Here is a 21163-nt window from a genome sequence, read left to right as displayed (position 1 = left end):
ATTGATTTTTTTCATGCGTGGAAACGTAGTTGTCCGTTATGGTTTACCGCTGCTGCTGGCCCTGCCGATCAGCTTTCTGGTGCTTTATCCGCAAGTATTCTGGTGCCTGATGATCGGCTCATCGGCCGATTTTCGGTTATTTACAAGTGGTACGAGCCGCTTATACATGCATCGTGCGGCTACGGCGAAACAGCAAGTACAGTTCCGTCAGCATACACAAGCGGCTTTTGATCGGATTCGGCGGTTCTGGGGTGACAAGCGTGGCCAGGCTGTTCTTATTTATTGTCCTCAGCAGAGTGACTACCAGCGGTATTGCGCCGGGGGCGAGGGGGCTGGTTGCAGCGTGGGTACACCTTGGGGCAGCGCCTATCTGATTTTGGGGCCGGAAGGAAATAACACCGATGTAATTGCGCACGAACTATGCCATGATGAACTGTTCAGCCGGATCGGCTGGTGGCGGGTCAAACGCCAGATTCCCCAATGGTTCAATGAAGGACTTGCGTTAATGGTTGACTATCGGTTCACGAATCCGGCCGTTTGGGAGCGCCCCGACAGCTCGGAACAAACAGCACCGTTTGCGGAGGAGCGTATGAGACCATCGTTTCCGCAACGCCCACTACTGACCCTGACGGAGCTGGAAACCACCCGCGATTTTTTCGGGGGCGACTATTTTCATACTATGCTGGCTTACCAGACGGCCGCCGATGAGGTTGCCCGCTGGCTGGCGGTCGTTGGTCGGGCTGGCGTTCCTGAACTGACGGACATGATCAAATCTGGCCATGGATTTGGGGAAAGCTACCGGCAGCTGGAACGAAACAAACGAAGAAGCCTCGGGAAACAGAACGACGTAAAGAACGCTGAACAGAATCGTGATCCGGTACCATTAAGTAGCCACTAACGCACAGTCATGATGGTTCCCCGTTTGGGTGTATTCACCAGTTCGCTGGGCAGGTGGGCCAGAATTTCCTGTCTGAATGCGTTAATAAGCTGACGTTTCAGAAAGCTCCGGTGCATCACCAGACTCACCTCCCGCACGGGCGTTGGCGTATCGAACGGGCGAAGTCGCGCCTGGCGGGCAGCATCCATGTCCAGAGTAGCCAGATAGGGAAGTAGGGTGAACCCATCCTGTTTGTCGATTAATTTGATCAGTGTTTCCAGCGATCCCGTTTCGTATTGCAGCGCCGTCTTCCCATTGGCAAGCCGATCGGCACCGCACAAATTCATTACCTGCGTCCGAAAGCAATGCCCTTCGGTCAACAGCCATAACCCATCGGATAGTAAATCAGTTGAAGAAACGGTTGCCTTGGTCAGCAGCGGGTTCGACTCAGCCGCATACGCGACGAAAGGCTCCTGAAATAACGGCAGTTCGGTAATTCCGTTTTCTTCCAGCGGGGTTACGACCAGGCCTACGTCAATGAGCCCATTGCGCAGTTTCTCAACCACTTGCTCCGTTACCAGTTCCTGAACATGTACTGATACCGTCGGGTACTTGCCCATGAAATCGCCAATAAAATAAGGCAACAGGTATGGCGCCAGGGTGGGAATGATACCAACCCGAAAATCGCCCCGGAAATCTTCCTTCGATTCACTGACAATTTCGGGTATACGCCGGGCGGCCCGAAGCACATCTCTGGCCTGCGCCAAAATGGCCTGTCCGGTTTCGGTGGGTACAACGGGTTGTTTGGAACGATCAAACACCAGGACTCCCAGTTCATCCTCTAGTTTCTGAATCTGCATACTCAGCGTTGGTTGGGTAACATGGCAGGCGTCGGCGGCCGTTGCAAAGTGCCGATACGTATCAACGGCAACAATATAGTCGAGCTGGGACAGCGTCATACATGCGGTGAAAATGAAGAAGTAACAACGCGAAGTTTTCTTCCTGTACTTGTTGATCAACAAAATTGATGCAAATCTAAATCATATAGAACGAAACAAATCTATTCATATCGTATTTTTGTGGATAAGATAACTACCCATGCGGGCTGGACTCAACTTAGTTACGGAAGGGTCTGCAACTTACTGGTTATCATTACCGTTTCCCTTATCATGGACGTTTCTGTTTTTCAACCACCCGTTACCGTTAAAAAATCGTATGGTAAAACGGGCGTTTTGATTGTCAATCTGGGCACACCCGACAGCCCAGCCGTACCCGACGTACGAAAATACCTGCGTGAGTTTTTGATGGACGGCCGGGTGATCGATATTCCTGTTGTGCCTCGCTCCGTGCTCGTCAATGGCATTATTGCGCCTTTTCGAGCGCCCAAGTCGGCCAAGATATACAAGGAACTTTGGGCAGAAACGGGCTCACCCCTGAAGTACTACGGAATGGTTGTTGAACGGGAGCTGCAACGGGCGCTGGGCGACGAGTATGTGGTCAGGCTGGCCATGCGCTACCAAAGCCCCAGTATCGACGCCGGTCTGGACGAGTTTCAGAAACTGGGACTAACCGATATTATCGTTGTTCCGTTCTTTCCGCAGTATGCCTCCGCGTCCACGGGTTCGGTTTATCAGAAAGTGATGGATATTGTGAAGGACTGGCAGGTAATTCCCGCCATCCGGTTTACCAACCGATTTCTGGAGCATCCAAAATTCATCGAAGGATTCGCGCAAACGGGCCGTAAATACATGGCGGCTTACGACTACGACCACTTTTTGTTCAGCTACCACGGCTTACCCGAACGGCAAATCCGGAAAGGCGATGTCACAAAAAGCGTCTGTCAGTTTGGTGCGTGTTGCGATTCACTTCAGCCGCTAAACCAATACTGTTACCGGGCACAGTGCTTCGAAACCACGCGCCTGTTGGTAAAAGCACTCAACATTCCTGAAGGCAAATACACGACCTGTTTTCAATCCCGTCTGGGCAGCGATCCCTGGATCAAGCCCTACACCGACGACATCATTAAAGAATTGCCGGGCAAAGGCATCAAGAGTGTGCTGGCCTTCTCGCCTGCCTTCGTCGCCGATTGCCTTGAAACAACCATTGAAGTAGGCGTTGAATACAAAGAGTTATTCGAGCAAGCCGGTGGCAAGCACTGGCAACTGGTCGAAAGCCTGAACGACAGCCCTATCTGGATTGAAACACTGGTTGATTTAGTGAAAACGGTTTAGTTGGGTTAGTAAAGCCTTAACCGTAGATAGGATGGATTCGTAAGAGCTTTGAAAACCAGTATAGACATTGCCTATTCAAGTGACGAGCCCAGTACAACCAATAATTTAGGGGTTGTACTGGGCTCGCCGGTTAATACGGTTAGGGATATTCGAACGTCTCAACGTGAGTTATCCCTGAAATGGCCGTTACAAAAACAGCCACTGGATTCAAAAAGTCTGACTAATCAGGGGAGTCTAACTGGCCAGCTTTAGTGGCTGTCAGAGATGAGTATTGGCATAGAACTACGGGCTCACTAAAATTTGACGTATGAAAAGCTGGGTAGTTGATTTTGCCTTCAGAATATAAACGCCAACGGGTAAATCATGTACTGACAAGCGACTCAATAAACCTGGCTGCTGACTTTGTTTCACGATATGACCTTGAGCATCAATCAGTTGGTATTGGTCATATTGGACAGCCGGTTCGAGTAGAACCTCACCCGACACCTGAACAGGGTTAGGATAAAGCACGAGATTGCCGTCCTGGTGAGAGAGGGCAATGATGCGACTGGGTGTACCAGTGCCGTCCTGATCAACTTGCGTCAGTCGATAGTAATTAGTGCCAGGAAGGGGATTGGCATCGATGAATGTATAAACAAGAGAGGTGAGCGAACTGCCGCCTGATGCCTGAGAAGGCACGTTGCCAATCGTCTCAAAAGCAATAGCATCCTTACTACGTTCGATACGGAAATGATCGTTATTGGCTTCGTGTTCGGTTTGCCAACCTAATAGTGCACCTGTGTTTGCCATTCGGCCGTTAAAATAACGAAGTGTTACAGGCAGAGGAGCTGCAGTACATAGGGATAGCCCTTTATCCGTAGCAGCGTAGACTACATTGCCACTTGCGTACACATTAGTCACGTAGTTACTACCTAGTCCGTTCGCCATTGTTTTGTTGGTGAACGTGTTGCCCCCATCCGTTGAAATACTTAGTCCGCCATTGGGGCTAAGCGAGCGATTAGTACCAGCGTACACGGTATTGCCTATTGCATACACACCATATACGTAGTTGTCCCCTAAACCATCAGCGGTCGTTTTGTTATTAAACGTATTGCCACCATCGGTCGAAATACTCAATCCGTTTGGGGTTCCAACGTAAATTTTATTACCTGTCACGTAAATAATATTACTTCCATTATAGCCTAATCCGTTTGCCGTCGTTCTGGTCGTAAACGTGCTACCGCCATCAGTCGAAATCCCCAGTCCCCCATTTACACTAACATAAACGGTTGTGCTAACCGGTCCCGACACGGCGAATACGCCATACGTTTGATTCGACGCTAAGCCGTTGGCTGTCGTTCTGTTTGTGAATGTATTACCGCCATCGGTCGATATGCCCAAACCATTCGGGGTAGCTGCAAACACCGTGTTGCTTAGTACATAGACATTATTTACCTGGTTACTGCCTAAACCGTTAGCCGTAGTTTTATTGGCGAAGGTGTTTCCGCCATCGGTCGAGATGCTTAATCCCCCGAATGTGCCAGCATAGATTGTATTACCTATGGCGTATACGCTGAGTACTCCGTCACTTCCCAAGCCATTAGCGGTCGTTTTGTTGATAAACGTATTGCCCATGTCAGATGAAATAGCTAATCCGCCATTTGTACCGACATAAACCAGGTTACCATTCGCGTACACACTACGAACCAAATCGTCTCCCAGGCCATTCGCAGTGGTTTTATTCGTATAGCTATCGCAGGCTGGACCATTGGTTTGAGCAACAGCCAAGGTCATTGTGAGTAAGTTGACAAGTAAATGGTAGAGATATAGTTTCATGTCAAAAAAATAGGGTTTGCCAAGTTTCTGATTGAACGAAGCAGGGCAGAAACGAAGGAGGGATCTTCGGATGAGGATTCTTCTTGCCGCTTCCCCGAAGATTTCTTCTTCGTTGGAATGACAAAAAAAGCACTGATTAACACTTGATTTTATGAAATTTAAACAGCTTCAAAGTTACAATGTCCGTCCGTTCGTCTGAGCCTCGTCATCTTCGCCATTTGAAAATCCATTACCTGGCGTTGAATCAGGGTCACTAACAGCGGATGCGCTGATCTGCGCTTGGTTGAGCCAGAACCCGGGCAACGTTACCCGAGCCTGAAAAGAGACACGAACAGTAGCAGCGGCCGGAATTGACTCCACTGTCGTCATCAATGACCGGCCATTTAGTGTCCAATTACCTGAACTCACGGGGTCAAATCCATTCGGCAACAAGTTTTCTATTCGTACACCTTGAGCCGCCCGGCCACCGGCGTTGGCAATAGACAACGTGCAGGTAATTAGGGAGCCTACCGCAGGAGCACGGTTACTGACCTCCATTTGTAGACTTAGGTCTGCCTGATCAGGATTCGTCAAGCTCTGATCGAAACTGGGTGCTACGGTTGGTAACAATCGCTGATTTGGATTTGGCGACTCGAAAACACGAGCACCAGCTAGTGGAGTATCAACGCGTAGCTCGATTGACGAGGCATCATCTTCCCCATCGGCTGTTCCTGAGTTGGGGCGACTATCGGGATCGGGCGACGTAGCTGTCGTGATCTGGGCAGATAACCGAAATAAACCGGCACTAATTGGCTGAACCAAAAAAGTAAAGGTCGTATCGGTTAGGGGAGCTAATTGACTTACTGTTCCGGTTAGCACATTATCCGTACGTGGCTGGCCAAGGCTATCAACAAACAGAATGTTGGCTGGTAATCGGCACGTCCAGCGAGCCAAGGCCGCGGGTTGATCGCTCTGGTTACTAACGCGTAACCGAATGCGGGCCAACTCATTTATTCCCAGTACCCGTTTGTTACTTACCAGAGAAACGCTTAAGTCAGCGGGTAACTGGGGAAGAGCGTCTTTAAATAAAACGATCGACGTAAACGGTTTGAGGAGGACATTTTTCTGGTAAACCTGATTCTTTACATCACGGAAATAACCGTCCAGCGTAACAAGACTATCCTTTAATGTTGGGTTATAAAACAGCTTTATAAAATCGTCCGGGTTGTTCCAAATAGGAACATCCTCCTGCAAACGAACATTATCCAGCCAGAAAGTTGGTCCTTCTCCATCTATCTGAAACAGAACGACCGCATTGGGGTCACTGTCTGAGACCGTAAAGGGCAATTCGTAACTTTTTCGGTTGGGGCTCAGGGTCACGGAATACCGCCGATCATACTCTTTGTAGGGAGGCCCGTATTGGCGTAGATAAATCAATATCGTTGCGTCAACTGTGGCCACTGCGTCAAAGCGAAGTACATAGGTTTTCCCCTTTGTTAAAGCAACCTGCTTAATCGCCTGAGCATACGAATTACTTTGCCCCGAAGGCGTGGTGAAGCCCACCCGCAGGGTGCCCCCATCTAATTTGTTCGAATTGTCTTGCGTAACTTCACCATTGTTGTAGCGGCTATAAATAAGAAGCCAATTATCATTATCAGCCTCAAACGTGCTATTAAACCGGGTTATTCCACCAGCTCCTTCGTTTTTGTATTGGTTATAGGTCAGCGGGCTGCCGGAAGAATTAAGGTCTAAACCTTTCGAGAAATCCTGCCATTCTTTTAAGGAGAAAGTTCGTCCGTATGCTACATTGTAGACACCCAGAATGGCACCTTCTTCATTGAAAGGACGAGCGTAATAATTTGAGTCGATGAGGCCGTATTGGCGTAAATCGTCGGCGTTTGATTCATATTGAGCCACCAGTTGTGACGGTAGCTTGGCAACACAACTATTTCGAGTAATCAAATCATTCCGAATTGGACATACTCCACCGTTATGATAGACGACCAGCTGGCAAGCGAAGTTATCAAACAGTGTATTATCGGTAAACGTGATATTCGGATTACCATGAAGAAAGGCTCCCCATTGTGTGTTACCAAAAATAGTATTGTCTTTGATGACTACTTTCTCAACACAATCATCCAAAAATATACCAATCGAATAGTCTTCGGTGGAATACTTCCCCCGAACATTTGGACTGACGTAAATAATATTTGATTGAATGAGAATATTGGACATCGATGTTCGGTTACCATTCCAGGCATAAATACCACCACCGTCAACCTTTGTGATGCAATAATTAGAAATGACATTTTGACGAATCGTTGTGTTGTTAGCAAACGTGATTCCGTTGTAGCCAATACTGTCGATTCGGTTTTGCTCAAGAAGTACATTCTGATTAGCCGCTGATTGCAAACCGTTATACTGTCCATCCCCACTCTTACCTCGCCCAACAACCGAGCCAACATGGCGCAGGCTGTTTCCTCGCAACGTAACATTTTGATACGTACCAATTTGAATACCGTTGTTGTTTGCGTCGAGAACGCGACAATCAGTCATCAGTAAATCACTACCTGACCCGGTAACCGTAACCCCATCTTCTCCTGAATTTACGATATCAAGGTTCGTCATGGTTAACTTCGACGCATTGGACGCAAACAAGCTAATGTTAAGTGTTTGCATTAACATCAAATTACGAAGGCTTATATTAGACACGTTTAGTATCTCGATAGCCCGACTATAAACAGTAGCGGTCAACGTGTTCGAATTGAGTGTACCCGTTGTGTCATAAAGCTGAAATAGTTTGTTGGCGGCATCGTAATACCACTCACCTTGTTGGTCTAAGGTAGACGGATGATTCTGGAAGAAAAAACCGGACCCATCTTTGGGCGTATAAGTCGAATAGTTGAATAGGTTTAGCGCATCACCATACTGATGATCAACGACGGCCCGATCAATAATCCAGGCCGTTGGTCTCATCACAACTTCTGCTCCTTTCCAGTCAATGGAGGAAGGCAGGTTCGTCTGGCTAAAGATCTGATATCTATCTGTATGGGCTCGTATTGTGAGCGTTCCCTTACCAGGATCAGAAACATCCAAGTTTGGGTAACGGCCCAGGGGCAAAGCAACCCCATTGTTGTATAGACCGGTTACGGAATTCCCACACGAGGGGCAGGAAGCCTGATAAATATTACTGGCCAGCTTGGTCCAGTTAGAGACGGGTACTGAACCGGCCAGAACGGGTTTATCTCCGCTGCCGTAGGCATCAACAACAATGGGTAAAGTGGCAGAACCTGACTGGCGGATCGTCAAAGTACCCCGAAAAATATCCCCCCGGCGAAATAATACCTGATCTCCAGGCTTCAGGGAGAGGCTATTGACCTTAAGCAAAGTTTGGAAAGGAGAAGATATGGACCGACCGGTGTTATTGTCGTTACCGTTATTAGCTACATAATAGGTCGTCTGAGCCAGACTGGTTGATAACGTTATACCTAAGAAGAACGTTAGAAATGCAGATACGATACGTCTGCTACAAATGCACCGGAATGTAAACACAATTAGTTATTTAAGAAGCGGTATGGCATACGAAAGTAATAATAAAGGATAAGATTTCTGCTAGAATTTAACTTAAAGTTGAGTAATAAGAACTTATTGATTGAGATCGACAAGTTATACTCATTAATCTAAGTCGACAGATTTTATTGATAAAGTAAAATCATGTGATTATTTACTTACTTATATAGTATATGACTATTTTCTTGACATTAGAAGTACTGTGTGTTACTGATTATATTTTTGTAAGCCACCAGTGTATTTTTTTGTCAATATAAGTAAACTAAGTAGAAGGCCAGATTTGCGTGATTATTATGGCTGTTTGGGGCAAAGCAACTAAGACTAATTAATAAGGATGAAATTGTTAGCGTAAGGTGTAATGAATAGTTTACTCAGTATGTGCTCTTAGTAGCAATACCGATGATAGCGGATGATTTTACTATCGTCAAGACTAAATAGGACGGATATACAGGCTACAGTTGCTTATATCAGATACACACGAAAATAGAAATGGATGAGCTCAAAGTAATTCAGTATGAAATCTGACTGATCTACTTTTCATATGAGAGATTAATTACTCTAAAAATATAAAAGCCATTTACAAAGATTATCTTGTAAATGGCTTTTATCAGTGCACTCGTAGGGATTCGAACCCCAAACCTCCTGATCCGTAGTCAGGTGCTCTATCCAATTGAGCTACGAATGCATTTCCCGTTGATTGGGAGTGCAAAAGTAGGGAGGAAAAAGATGTTTGTCAACTCATTTGCCGGAAAAATTTGTGATTCGTTTCATCAGAAAGGCACTAATGCCTTCTGCTGCGTCGATCGAACGGCCCAATACGTCCTGGTTGTCAGCTTCTTGTTCGAGCTGTTGGGCCAGATCTGAGTATAGCGATTGATTCAATACTTTTTTCATCAAACCGATGGCGAGAGTAGGAGCGGAAGCATAATAGGCTACAACCTCATCCACAGCCGTATCTAACTCCGCTGCGGCTACCGAGCGGCTCGCCAAGCCAATCTGGGCTGCTTCGGGACCATATACACGTCGGCCGGTGCTGCACAAATCAAAAGCACGTTGTGGACCGATAAGCCGGGGCAGAAAAAACGTTGATCCCGCATCCGGCATCAGACCGATGTTGACAAATATCTGGCTGAAATACGCATCGTCCGTGCTGATAACGACGTCACAGGCCAGCGCCAGCGAGCAACCCGCTCCGGCGGCTACGCCATTGATGCGGCCAATAACCGGCTTGGCTACGTTGCGGATTGCCTGAATCATGGGGTTGTAAGTCGTTCGCAGGGTGTTGCCGAGGGCTAGCTGTCCGTCTGAGGAAGCGGCATTCGTTATACCTTCTTTGAGGTCAGCGCCCGAAGAGAATGCTTTATCGCCTGCGCCGGTGAGCACAATGACCCGGACCTGCTCATCGGCACCTGCAGCGTTCATGGCAGCGGTAATGTCGTGAATCAGGCCGGGGCTAAGGGCATTATATACCTGAGGCCGGTTGAGGGTAATCCGGCAAACTGCATCTGTAACGGTGTAGAGAAGGTTGTCGTACATGGCAAATGTTAAGTAGGTAGCCTGTTAAAGAAACCAGGATACGGTGAGCAGACTAACCAGTAGCCCAAGTGCCAGCCCGGCACCAACCTGGGCCGGTGTGTGGGCGTTGAGCCGGAGCCGGGCACTGGCCACAAAGCCCGACAGCATCACGAGCAGTAGCAGCGGGACAAACAGATCGGTAAGCCCAAATTTAAGCATCAGACTACCGATAACCCCTACCACGCCCCCAATGCCAACGCCGTGAGCGCTGATCTGCCAGGATAAGCTGATGATGCCCACAAATAAAATAGAGACAGCAATGCTGCCAATGATAATGCCGATCTCAGGTGCCAGCGTCGACAAGCCCTGCATCTGAAAGGTGAACAGATAGGCTGTGATAAAATAGATCAGCGCCGACAGGAAGTAGGGTAACCGACGGTCGGCCAGCGTAGTTAGCTGTAAACTGCTGACGTACCCACTGCGGTAAAGGTAGTAGATCAGGAGAGAGGGAACCATGAAGGTGCCCACAAAAACCAGGACCAGTATGCTTAACCTTAATGACGGAGAAAAGGCATCCAAGCTTAGCACAGTAGGAACCCGGAACAGCAACAGGCCAAATAAAAATGTTGGCATCAGCAACGGATGAAGAACCGCCGACAGGAAGTGGGCAAAACGGGAGGTCAAAGGAAAAGATAAATTATAAGGGATGAACGATCAATGACTCCTGAAACCAGTATTGACCTGCCCCACAAAGTTAATCACTCAGGCCATTCATCATTCATCATTCTTACAACTGCTTCCTGAGTCTGGCTACGGGTATGTTGAGTTGTTCACGGTATTTAGCCACCGTTCGGCGGGCAATGTTGTAGCCGCGGTCGTTCAGTATTTTTTCCAGTTTATCGTCGGAGAGCGGGTGCAGCTTGGGCTCCGCATCAATTAAATCTTTCAAAATGTTCTTCACTTCCCGACTGCTTACGTCCTCGCCGGTGTCGGTCGCGATACCTTCGGAGAAAAAATATTTGAGCGGATAGATGCCAAATTCGGTTTGCACGGCCTTGCTGTTCGCCACCCGCGATACCGTCGATACGTCCATGTCGATCAGGGTTGCGATGTCCTTCAGGATCATGGGCCTCAGTCGGGATTCGTCGCCCGTCAGGAAAAAATCATACTGGTAGCGAACAATGGCGTTCATGGTCTTGAGCAGTGTTTGCTGGCGCTGTTTAATGGCGTCGATAAACCATTTGGCAGCATCCAGCTTTTGCTTTACGAACGAAACCGTTTCTTTCAGGTTTTTATTCTGCTTCTTGCTCTTGTCGTAGGTGTCGAGCATATCGGCAAAGGAGCGGCTGATGCGTAACTCAGGCGCGTTCTTGGAGTTTAGCGTTAGCTCCAGCTTACCGTTGTTGTTGCTGAGCAGAAAGTCAGGAATGAGGTATTGGACGTTCCCCGCTTCGCCCTCCATGGAGCCTGGCTTGGGATTAAGCCGGATAATGATTTCGATGACTCGTTTGAGCGATTCATCGCTGATGTTGAGCCGACGCTGGATCTTGTCGTAATGCTTCTTGGAGAATTCGTCGAAAAATTCGTCGATGATCCGGATCGCCAGCATAGTGTGCGGGTCCAGCTGATCTTTGCGCCGAAGCTGTAACAGCAAACATTCGGGAAGCGAGCGGGCACCAATCCCGGCGGGATCGAACGACTGAATTTTTCGCAGCACTTCCTCTACTTCATCCGCATCGGTAAACACATTCTGGGAGAAGGCCAGGTCGTTTACAATGGCCTGGACTGACCGTCGGATGTAGCCGTCCGCTTCGATACTGCCGATAAGTTGTAACCCAATAACCCGTTGTTCTTCCGTTAGTTGTAGATAGCCGAATTGCTGTAGCAGGGAGTCTGTCAGGCTCGAACTGGTAGCCAGAGGCATATCCCGCTCTTCCTCGCCATAGTTGCCATCGCCCTGCATTTTGTATCCGGCATAATCTTCATCCTGAATGTAACTATCTATATCGAGGTCATTGTCGCGGTCCTTGTAATCGTCGGCATCATCGTAGGGGTCATCATCTTTCTGATCATAGTCTTCGTCCATGCCTTCTTCCAGAGCCGGATTTATTTCCAGTTCCTCCTCAATGCGGGTATCCAGTTCAATCGTCGGTATTTGTAAGAGTTTGATGAACTGAATCTGTTGCGGAGATAACTTTTGCTGGAGGGACTGGGAAAGACTTAATTTCTGCATGGTGGTACGCGAGCTGTGTATTACCTGATTACGCTAAGCGGGGAGGAAGCAGCTAAAAGCGCCCCTCACAATTATTAGGCCAAATTAATTAAAAAATGTTTTTGTCGGCACGAATTTTCTGTAAAGCTGCAACACATTACCTTCGCGTTGTATGACAAATAAGCTATATGACACCTCGCTCAGCCTATTGACCGACTTGTATCAGGTAACGATGGCCTATGGTTACTGGAAAACAAAAACGTCAGAAAAAGAAGCGGTGTTTAATCTGTATTTCCGGAAAAATCCATTCAATGGGGGGTTTACCATTGCCTGTGGGCTGGCCAACGTCGTTGGCTACATTACTCATTTCGGCTTCTCTAAGAAAGATTTACGCTACCTCCGAACACTAACCGGCAACGATGGCGAACCCCTGTTTGAGGAAGCATTTATTGACTACCTGGCCGCCTTAAAACTGACCTGCGACGTTGAAGCCGTACCTGAAGGAACGGTCGTATTTCCTAACGAACCGCTGGTGCGGGTTCGGGGCCCGATTTTACAGTGCCAATTGCTGGAAACGCCCCTGCTGAATCTCATTAATTTTGAGTCACTGATTGCGACAAAGGCGGCTCGGCTTCGGCTCGTTGTCGAAAAAGATACCTTGCTGGAGTTTGGCTTACGGCGGGCGCAGGGGGTAGACGGGGGCATGACGGCGAGTCGGGCGGCCTACATTGGCGGCTGCGATGCCACCTCAAATGTGCTGGCGGGTAAACTCTACGATATTCCGGTTCGGGGAACGCACGCGCACAGCTGGGTTATGTCTTTCGATGATGAGCAGCAGGCATTTGACGCCTATGCCGATGCGTTGCCCAACAATGTAACGCTATTGGTAGACACGTATGATAGTCTGGAGGGCGTGCGGCATGCCATCGAAACGGGGCGAAAACTGGTACAGCGTGGACACAAACTAGCCGGTATACGGCTCGACTCGGGTGATCTGGCCTATCTGAGTATCGAAGCCCGCAAACTGCTGGATGAGGCTGGTTTCCAGAGCACCGCCATCGTGGCCAGCAATGACCTGGACGAGACGATTATTAACAGTTTACGGCAGCAGGGAGCAAAAATAGACGTGTGGGGCGTTGGGACAAAGCTCGTTACCGCCTTCGACCAACCTGCTCTGGGGGGCGTTTACAAACTGGCCGCACTGCGTCAGGAACTTCCCGTCGGCCAATCGACCAACGGAGAACTGCCCGCCTGGCAATACAAGATGAAGTTGTCGGAACAGGCCATTAAAACATCAACGCCGGGTATTCAGCAGGTACGCCGGTTTCGCGACGAACGGGGGTTCCTGGCCGACATGATTTACGATCTGGAACGTATGAGCGGTCAGGATGGTGAAACGACCGTTATGATTGATCCGCTCGATTTTACCAAACGTCGGCGATTTGACGACACACAGGCTTACGAAGATTTACTGGTTCCAGTATTCCGGGCCGGAACGTGCGTTTATGCCCTGCCCGATATTCATGCCGTGCGGGAACGGGTACAAACTCAGCTGGCTAGCCTGCATCCGGGCGTAAAACGATTCGTGAACCCGCATACCTACCCGGTCGGTCTGGAGAAAGGCTTGCACGAAGTGAAAACGCAGCTGATCCTGACCCTTCGTGAAAGCCAGACGCGGGCGTAATCATGAAGAAAGTTATTATTCTGACGGGTCTGAGTGGTAGTGGCAAATCGACGTTTGCGCAACGGTTCTGTCTCGAAAACGCCAACTGGCTTCGGGTTAACCGCGATGACATACGGCGTAGTGTGTTGCCGGTTTCGCTGAATGAGTACTGGAAAACCTGGCCCGATCAGGAGAAAAGTCGGATCGAGATGCTGGTGAGTGCGTTGCAGGAAACGGCGATCCTGGAAGGGTTGAAGCGCGGTTGGCATGTCCTGATTGATAACACGAACCTCCGTCAAAGCTATTTCACCCTGTTTCGGAAGTTGCTCAGCCAGCATTTCGAAGAAATCGAAATCAGCTATAAACTGATTGATACCCCGCTGGAGGAGTGCATTCGGCGCGACAGTGCCCGACCCGATTCCGTAGGCGAGGCTGGTATCCGGCGACAGGCCGAACAATTGGCTACCCTCAAGGCTAATTTTAGGTTTGCACCGGAAATTTTGCGCCGAAAGACGGTGCCTGATGTCATCGTGAACGACCCCGATTCGGAGCTTCCGTTGCCCGATTGCGTACTGGTCGATATTGACGGTACAGTTGCTCAACGCGGAGACCGTTCCCCCTTTGACTGGCATCGGGTGGGTACCGACACGCCCAAATGGCCAATTATTCGTCTGGTGCAGTCGCTGAAGTCGGCGGGGTACACGATTCTGTTTTTGTCGGGCCGCGATGCCGTTTGCCGATCCGAGACAATGGCCTGGCTTGAACGCTATTTCGAATGGAAATCAAGCGACTATCAATTGTTCATGCGGCCTCGGAATGACAACCGAAAAGACTTCATTATAAAACACGAACTGTTCGATCAGCATATACGTGGCCGGTACCAGGTCGAACTGGTTCTGGACGACCGTCAGCAGGTAGTCGACCTATGGCGCAAAACGCTCAAGTTGACCTGTTTACAGGTGGATTATGGGGATTTCTAGCATCTAAGCAAGCGGTTCTGAACGGCATGTAACGTAACTACTTCGTCTGTATGTAAACGATCTTGCGTATAGAATCTGCTGAAAGGGTTGAATCGGCATTAAAAATATAGGCTTTTTAATAAAAATGAGAAATTATGTTTGGCAAAGTGTTATTAGTCCAGACTGTGTTCTGATTATTCTTTAGCTTTGTTACATCATATGTTTTTCTACTGGTTGGGCAAAGGCTGCTTCGTTTAGGCTCCTGCAAACCTGAATCGGTATGAAGAGGCCATGATACAGTTTCTCCTTTTTTAGTCGAACCAACCTGTTACTCGATGCTTCACAACAGAACTGCTCAACAAAGTTGCTGGATTTTGCTTGTTTCCTGGCTGGCAGTTTCCCTGACCGGACACGCTCAGGATGCGCCAACCTACCAGACTCCGCCAAAGCCTTTGGCCGATTTAGTGACGGTGCCCCCCACGCCAAACGTAAGCATGTCGTCGAAAGGGGATATGATGCTTATTTTGGAGCAGGCATCGGCCCCCAGCATTGCCGAACTGGCTCAGCCAGAACTTAAACTGGCTGGTTTGCGCCTGAACCCGGCCAATACAGGTCCTAGCCGCGCCCGGTACGTAACGGGTTTGGCATTGAAAAAGCTGACCGATAAAGACGCAAAGGCCATTGCCGGCTTACCGGCTACGCCCCTCATCAGCTTCGTTCAATGGTCGCCCGATGGAACGAAAATAGCGTTCGCCAATTCGACCGACAGCCAGATCGATCTTTACATAGCCGATGTCGCTACGGCAACCGCCAAAAAGGTTGGCTCTGTTGTCCTCAATGCCACACTAGGCGTTCCCTATCATTGGGTATCCGATAGCAAAAGCCTGATTGTGAAAACTGTACCGTCTACCCGTGGTCCCGCCAGTGAGGTAAGTCGGATACCCAGTGGCCCCACCACCCAGGAGAACGTAGCTGGCGCGCGCGGTCAGGCTCCCACCTATCAGGACTTACTGAAGAGCCCTTCCGATGAGCGGCAATTCACGTTCTACACCACGGCGCAGGTAGCACGGGTCGGGCTCGACGGGTCGATGACCAGCATTGGGCAACCGGGTATTATCCTGTCAACGGACCCCTCGCCGGATGGCCGATATGTCATGATCGAAACGGTACATACGCCGTTCTCATACCTGGTACCGGTTGGCCGGTTTCCGCTCAAAACAGACATTTATGCTATGGCTGGTTCACTGGTTAAAAGCCTGAACGATGGCCCTCTGCAGGAAAGTGTTCCCTACAGCCGCGACGGCGCTCCCACCGGCCCGCGTGATTTTGCCTGGCGGGCCGATGCACCCGCGTCGGTTTACTACACTGTTGCGCAGGACAAAGGCGATCCGAAAGTAAAAGCCGATATTCGGGATAAGGTCTTTATGGTCGAGGCCCCATTTACGGGTACCGCGAAAGAAATTTATGCGGCTCAGTTCCGGTTCGAAAATTTTGAATGGGGTAACGAGTCGACGGCGCTGGCCAATGAGCGGTGGTGGCAAACCCGCAAAACCATCACCAAAACGGTCAATCCCGGCAACTGGCAGACTGCCATTCTCTTCGATCGTTCGTACGAGGACCGGTACACGAACCCCGGCCAACCCGATACCAAACAAAATCAGTATGGTCGTGATGTGCTGAACCTGCTGCCTAACAATGAGATTCTGATGCTGAATGCAATCGGTTCCTCACCCCAGGGTGACCGGCCGTTCGTTAGTCTGCTAAATCTGAAAACCAGGCAGAGTCGTGAACTCTGGCGGTCAGCATCTCCCTATTTCGAGCGTCCGGTAGCCGTTCTGGATGCACAAAAGCAGGTGATTCTGACAACCCGCGAAACCCCCGATGAGAATCCGAATTATTTTGTCCGGAATCTGAAAGCCAGAATTGCGCCCATCCAGGCAACGTATTTCCCACACCCGTACCCACAGTTGAAGGGGGTTCAGAAGCAACAGCTTCGCTACAAGCGGGCGGATGGCGTTGAACTGACGGCCACGCTGTATTTACCCGTCGGTTACAAGAAGGAGCAAGGGCCACTACCTACATTTCTGTGGGCTTATCCCGCCGAATTCAAGAGCAAAGAAGCAGCTAGTCAGGTGGCCGGATCGCCTTATCAATTCAACCGGATTAGTTACTGGGGTGGTGCGGCTTTCGTGACGATGGGCTACGCTATTCTGGATAATGCCAGTATTCCGATTGTGGGCGAAGGAGATAAAGAACCAAACGATACGTATGTAGAACAACTGGTGTCGAGTGCTAAAGCCGCCATCGACGAAGGGGTTCGGCTGGGTGTGGTCGATTCGAGCCGCGTGGGTGTGGGTGGTCACTCGTATGGGGCCTTTATGACGGCCAACCTGTTGTCGAACAGCAAGCTTTTCAAAGGGGGAATTGCCCGCAGCGGTGCGTACAACCGTACCCTGACGCCGTTTGGCTTCCAGAATGAACAGCGCAGTTACTGGCAGGCACCGGAGGTGTATAATAAAATGTCACCCTTTATGAACGCCGACAAAATGAAAACGCCCCTGCTGCTGGTTCATGGCGAAGCTGATAATAATACGGGTACGTTTCCGATCCAGTCGGAGCGGTATTACAATGCGCTCAAGGGCTTTGGCGCTACCACGAGGCTGGTGTTTTTACCTTACGAAAGCCACGGCTACACCGCCAAGGAATCTCTTTTGCACATGTTGTGGGAAATGAATGGCTGGCTGGACAAGTACGTTAAAAATCCCGCGGCTACCGGCCAGGCCAACAAAGCCGGAAAATTGAGCGGAGGAAACAACGAGCGGTAGTAAATACATAAATACCCAGTATTACGATTCATATTAAAGCCGGGCTGGACTTATTCAGCCCGGCTTTATTCTATAAATGTTTTTTAATCCGTAAGCCGCTGAATATAGTCTTGGACTGTGTTCAGCGGCTTATTGTGCTTGATTTCGGTTTGTATTGACCCGTATATAAAGTTATTTTGCATTTTAATAAGTTTATTTTAAACTTTATGATTATTAATAAAAAGCATGATAATTTAATAATATTAAAATAACACTAAAGAAACGTAGCGCCACTCTCTTTGCAGTTCGAAAAAAAAACACGCATCCTCTGCATGAACAAACACGTCTATTTACCTCTTTATCTGCTACTCTTCGTTTGCCTCTTCATCAATAAAACTGTAGCACAAACAACACAGGCATCCATTTCGGGTGTTATCATCGAAGGCCAGAAGTCACCCCTGCCCGGCGCTACGATTCGGCTGCGTAATGAGTCAACCGGTTTTTCGACCGGAACCGTTACCAACGTAAAAGGTGAATACTTTTTTAAGGAAATTCCGCTTGGCGGGCCCTACACAGTTACGGTAACTGCGGTTGGTCTGGGCGAACAGCGCCGGACGGGGTACATGGTCAATCAGGGCGACGACATCAAAGTCAACCTGACCATGCAGGAAACCGGGCAGGATCTGGAAGTGGTACAGGTCGTGGCGTCGGGACTGAAAAACAAAACCGATATTCTGGGGGCGGCTACGGCCATTAATGCCAAAACGCTGGTGTCATTGCCCGTCAACGGCCGGAACTTCACGCAGCTAATCAACCTGTCGCCCCTGACGAACAGCAGCGGTAGCCTATCGGGACAGCTTGGCTCGTCGACAAACTACACCATTGATGGAATGACGGCGAAGAACCCGACCTCGGCTGGTTCGACCACGAGCCGCAGTGGTGCGCCCTACTCGATTTCGATTGAAGCGGTTCGCGAATTCAAGGTTATTACCAACCAGTATGACGTCGTGTACGGTCGGGCCGGGGGTGGTCTGGTCAGTGCGGTAACGAAAGCCGGCACGAACAAATTGACCGGCAGTGTATTCAACTACACCCGCGCTAACTGGCTGTCGAGCAAATACGACATTCGGGGGAACCTGCGGAATGTGCCGTTCTCGACCAATCAGTTTGGTTTCTCCCTGGGTGGGCCGATTATTAAAGACAAGCTACATTACTTCGTGGTCTGGGATCATCAGCAGGATTCGCGTCCGCTGATCGTTGCCGACGTACAGACACCGCTCGATGAGCGTCGGTTCAACGTGACCAACACGACCCTCAACCGATTTGTGGAGATTGCCCGTAACAAATACGGGATGGCCAATACGCAGCAGTTTGGCACTTTTCCCAAAAAACGGGGTACCGATGCGGCTTTCGCCCGGATCGACTGGCAGATTAACGCGAACAACCTGCTGACGATTCGTGATAATTACACCAATGACCGGAACAAACTGGGTCTGGTCGATAACACGTCGATTAACGCGTTTGAATCATACGGCAACGATTACAACGTCGACAACAGCCTGCTGGCTACGCTCCGTACAACGTTTACGCCCAAAATCACCAACGAACTGAAGCTTCAGCACCTGTACACATACCAGAAAAGCAGCCCCGGTGATCAGTTACCAGCCGATAACATTCCGCGCAACATTGTCGAAAACGTAGTGTCGACCATCGAAGGCGGTACGCTGTCAACCAACATTCAGATGGGAGGACACCGCTTTGCGCAGGAAGGTTTCACCAACAATGTGCTGCAACTGGTCGATAACTTTTACCTCAATACGGACAAGGTGCAATACACGTTTGGGGTCGATCTGATGTACACCCACGCCAAGTCGCTCTACGGGAGTGAGGTGAACGGGCGCTTCCATTATACCTTCGATACAGGAGCGGGGCAGACCGCACTTGACAAGTTCAATAACCAGCAACCATACCGTTTTTACCGGGAAGTGCCACTCGTAGCCGACCCAACGGTCTACAGCAGCATTGTCAACACGGGTGCTTACGGACAGCTTAGTACCCGACTGACACCGGGGCTGGAAATGACGGCGGGTCTGCGTTTCGACTATGCCATATATCCTAAAGCGCAGTTTAATCAGTTGGTATTCGACGAACTGAAGCTACGCACCGACAACCAGATCAAAAGCTTTATTCTACAGCCGCGCGTTCAGTTCAACTGGGATGTCAACAACAAGCACCGTGACTTTGTGCGGTTTGGCGCCGGGGTATTTGCATCGGATATCAACAACTACATGCTGATCAACAACCTGACCTTCGACGGCAAGCATTTTGCCACGGTCGATGTGCGGGGAGCCAACGTACCGACGCCGGATTTTGCTGCTTACCGGAGCAACTACGCCAGCATTCCGACCCTGGCGCAGTTCCAGGTGCCTACCATTAACATGACGGGCCCGAACGCCAAAGTGCCAACGCTGTATAAAGCCAACGTTTCCTACTCGCGTTTCCTGACCGACAAACTGAAAGTGGGTATTTCGGGCTATATGTCGCTGGGCCGCAACAATTACATGTACGTTGAGCGCAACATGGTGGCTGATCCATTCTTCCGCCTGGCCAACGAAGATAACCGGGGCGTGTATGTACCACTGGCGTCGATGCCTACGAATGGCGTGGGTGACTGGCAGTTGGGGCGTCTTAGCCAGAAGCTGGGCCGGGTGCTGGAATTGAACAGCGAAGGTCGCGTCAACCAGTTCGCTGTAGTGGCCGATGCTACCTGGCAGTATTTCCGCGACGGCGAAATTACGGCGAGTTATACCTGGAACGATACCCGCGATAACGTGACGTACAACGGTAACGTAGCCAATACAGCTACACTGGTATTACCCGTGAAAGATGACCCGCGCAACCTGAGCAAGATGACCTATTCCGACAACCAGTTCCGTAATAAGGTTGTATTCTACGGTACATTGCCATCCTTCTACGGCATCACACTGGGCGTTCGTTACACCGGCATCGGTGGTACACGCTACTCCCTGCTGTCGGGGGCCAATACCAACGCCGACTTCGTGGCTACCAATGACTTGGCTTATGTTTTCGACCGCAACAACGCGGAAGTGCCGGCCAACGTTCGGACGGGTCTGCAAACGCTGCTCGACAATCCCGACGCCAGCCAGAGCCTGAAAAATTACATCAACGCGTATTCGGGTCAGATTGCCGAGCGCAACGGCGGTATCAATGGGTTTTATGGCGTACTCGACATCCGGGCGCTGAAGCGGTTCCGCATTTACAAGAATCACGCAGTCGAGGTATCGGCCGACATTTTCAACTTCGCTAACCTGCTGAACCGGAACCGGGGTACGAACCTATCGCTGGGTTCACAGTCGCTCTATGCGTTGGGTATTCCAGCCAGCGGAAGTACCGCAGCCGTATCGGGTTTCAGCCAGTCGACGCAGCGGTACAACTACCGGGTCAATAACTCGGGAGCTGTAACCCCGTCGGGCGATCCGTTCCAGATTCAGATTGGTGCCCGGTATAGTTTTTAATG

General features: G+C 49.8%; 12 protein-coding genes and 1 tRNA gene. 6 read left to right on the top strand and 7 right to left on the bottom strand.

The window, feature by feature from the left end:
• Positions 1–13 precede the first annotated feature (13 nt).
• Positions 14–898, top strand: a complete 885-nt coding sequence (locus tag ACYU87_RS06200) for a hypothetical protein (RefSeq protein WP_461133154.1) — start codon at positions 14–16, stop codon at positions 896–898.
• On the opposite strand, the gene ACYU87_RS06195 is transcribed toward ACYU87_RS06200, so the two are convergent.
• A complete protein-coding gene (locus tag ACYU87_RS06195) occupies positions 895–1836 on the bottom strand; it encodes a LysR substrate-binding domain-containing protein (protein WP_461133153.1) in 942 nt (313 codons plus the stop codon). The genes ACYU87_RS06200 and ACYU87_RS06195 overlap by 4 nt on opposite strands.
• 210 nt (positions 1837–2046) lie before the next feature.
• Between ACYU87_RS06195 and hemH the strand changes: the two genes are divergently transcribed.
• The gene (hemH, locus tag ACYU87_RS06190) at positions 2047–3108 is read left to right on the top strand and encodes a ferrochelatase (protein ID WP_461133152.1); all 1062 of its coding nucleotides are present in this window, start codon (positions 2047–2049) and stop codon (positions 3106–3108) included.
• Between the two features lie 282 nt (positions 3109–3390).
• On the opposite strand, the gene ACYU87_RS06185 is transcribed toward hemH, so the two are convergent.
• From ACYU87_RS06185 to rpoN, 6 genes are all read right to left on the bottom strand, one after another.
• On the bottom strand, positions 3391–4881 hold the full coding sequence (locus ACYU87_RS06185; protein WP_461133151.1) for a T9SS type A sorting domain-containing protein: 1491 nt from the start codon (positions 4879–4881) through the stop codon (positions 3391–3393).
• 216 nt (positions 4882–5097) lie between these two features.
• Complete coding sequence (locus tag ACYU87_RS06180) at positions 5098–8289, bottom strand: right-handed parallel beta-helix repeat-containing protein (protein WP_461133150.1); 3192 nt, start codon at positions 8287–8289, stop codon at positions 5098–5100.
• A gap of 794 nt (positions 8290–9083) precedes the next feature.
• Positions 9084–9157: transfer RNA gene (locus ACYU87_RS06175), tRNA-Arg, on the bottom strand.
• Between the two features lie 53 nt (positions 9158–9210).
• Positions 9211–10008: an enoyl-CoA hydratase/isomerase family protein gene (locus ACYU87_RS06170; protein ID WP_461133149.1), complete on the bottom strand. Its 798-nt coding sequence runs from the start codon at positions 10006–10008 to the stop codon at positions 9211–9213.
• Positions 10009–10032: 24 nt separating this feature from the next.
• Positions 10033–10671: a hypothetical protein gene (locus tag ACYU87_RS06165; RefSeq protein ID WP_461133148.1), complete on the bottom strand. Its 639-nt coding sequence runs from the start codon at positions 10669–10671 to the stop codon at positions 10033–10035.
• A 103-nt stretch (positions 10672–10774) separates the two neighbouring features.
• Positions 10775–12220, bottom strand: coding sequence for an RNA polymerase factor sigma-54 (gene rpoN, locus ACYU87_RS06160; protein ID WP_461133147.1), 1446 nt, complete (start codon positions 12218–12220; stop codon positions 10775–10777).
• 151 nt (positions 12221–12371) lie between these two features.
• Between rpoN and ACYU87_RS06155 the strand changes: the two genes are divergently transcribed.
• The 4 genes from ACYU87_RS06155 to ACYU87_RS06140 all read left to right on the top strand — a co-directional run bounded on the left by ACYU87_RS06155 (position 12372) and on the right by ACYU87_RS06140 (position 21161).
• On the top strand, positions 12372–13883 hold the full coding sequence (locus ACYU87_RS06155) for a nicotinate phosphoribosyltransferase (protein ID WP_461133146.1): 1512 nt from the start codon (positions 12372–12374) through the stop codon (positions 13881–13883).
• Between the two features lie 2 nt (positions 13884–13885).
• Positions 13886–14842, top strand: a complete 957-nt coding sequence (locus tag ACYU87_RS06150) for a phosphatase domain-containing protein (RefSeq protein ID WP_461133145.1) — start codon at positions 13886–13888, stop codon at positions 14840–14842.
• 314 nt (positions 14843–15156) lie between these two features.
• Positions 15157–17646 (top strand): alpha/beta hydrolase family protein, encoded by a 2490-nt coding sequence (locus ACYU87_RS06145; protein WP_461133144.1) that lies wholly within the window; start codon positions 15157–15159, stop codon positions 17644–17646.
• Positions 17647–17957: 311 nt separating this feature from the next.
• Complete coding sequence (locus ACYU87_RS06140; RefSeq protein WP_461133143.1) at positions 17958–21161, top strand: TonB-dependent receptor; 3204 nt, start codon at positions 17958–17960, stop codon at positions 21159–21161.
• Positions 21162–21163: the final 2 nt, after the last annotated feature.

The sequence above is a fragment of the Spirosoma lituiforme genome (assembly GCF_054776635.1).
This window is presented reverse-complemented; position numbering and strand designations above follow the sequence as displayed.

What these genes read in the sequence shown, in the direction of transcription:
- ACYU87_RS06200 (WP_461133154.1), top strand. Translation starts at nt 14, where the DNA reads ATGCGTGGAAACGTAGTTGTCCGTTATGGTTTACCGCTGCTGCTGGCC.
- ACYU87_RS06170 (WP_461133149.1), bottom strand. Translation starts at nt 10,008, where the DNA reads ATGTACGACAACCTTCTCTACACCGTTACAGATGCAGTTTGCCGGATT.
- rpoN (WP_461133147.1), bottom strand. Translation starts at nt 12,220, where the DNA reads ATGCAGAAATTAAGTCTTTCCCAGTCCCTCCAGCAAAAGTTATCTCCG.
- ACYU87_RS06145 (WP_461133144.1), top strand. Translation starts at nt 15,157, where the DNA reads ATGCTTCACAACAGAACTGCTCAACAAAGTTGCTGGATTTTGCTTGTT.
- ACYU87_RS06195 (WP_461133153.1), bottom strand. Translation starts at nt 1,836, where the DNA reads ATGACGCTGTCCCAGCTCGACTATATTGTTGCCGTTGATACGTATCGG.
- ACYU87_RS06150 (WP_461133145.1), top strand. Translation starts at nt 13,886, where the DNA reads ATGAAGAAAGTTATTATTCTGACGGGTCTGAGTGGTAGTGGCAAATCG.
- ACYU87_RS06155 (WP_461133146.1), top strand. Translation starts at nt 12,372, where the DNA reads ATGACAAATAAGCTATATGACACCTCGCTCAGCCTATTGACCGACTTG.
- hemH (WP_461133152.1), top strand. Translation starts at nt 2,047, where the DNA reads ATGGACGTTTCTGTTTTTCAACCACCCGTTACCGTTAAAAAATCGTAT.
- ACYU87_RS06140 (WP_461133143.1), top strand. Translation starts at nt 17,958, where the DNA reads ATGAACAAACACGTCTATTTACCTCTTTATCTGCTACTCTTCGTTTGC.
- ACYU87_RS06185 (WP_461133151.1), bottom strand. Translation starts at nt 4,881, where the DNA reads ATGACCTTGGCTGTTGCTCAAACCAATGGTCCAGCCTGCGATAGCTAT.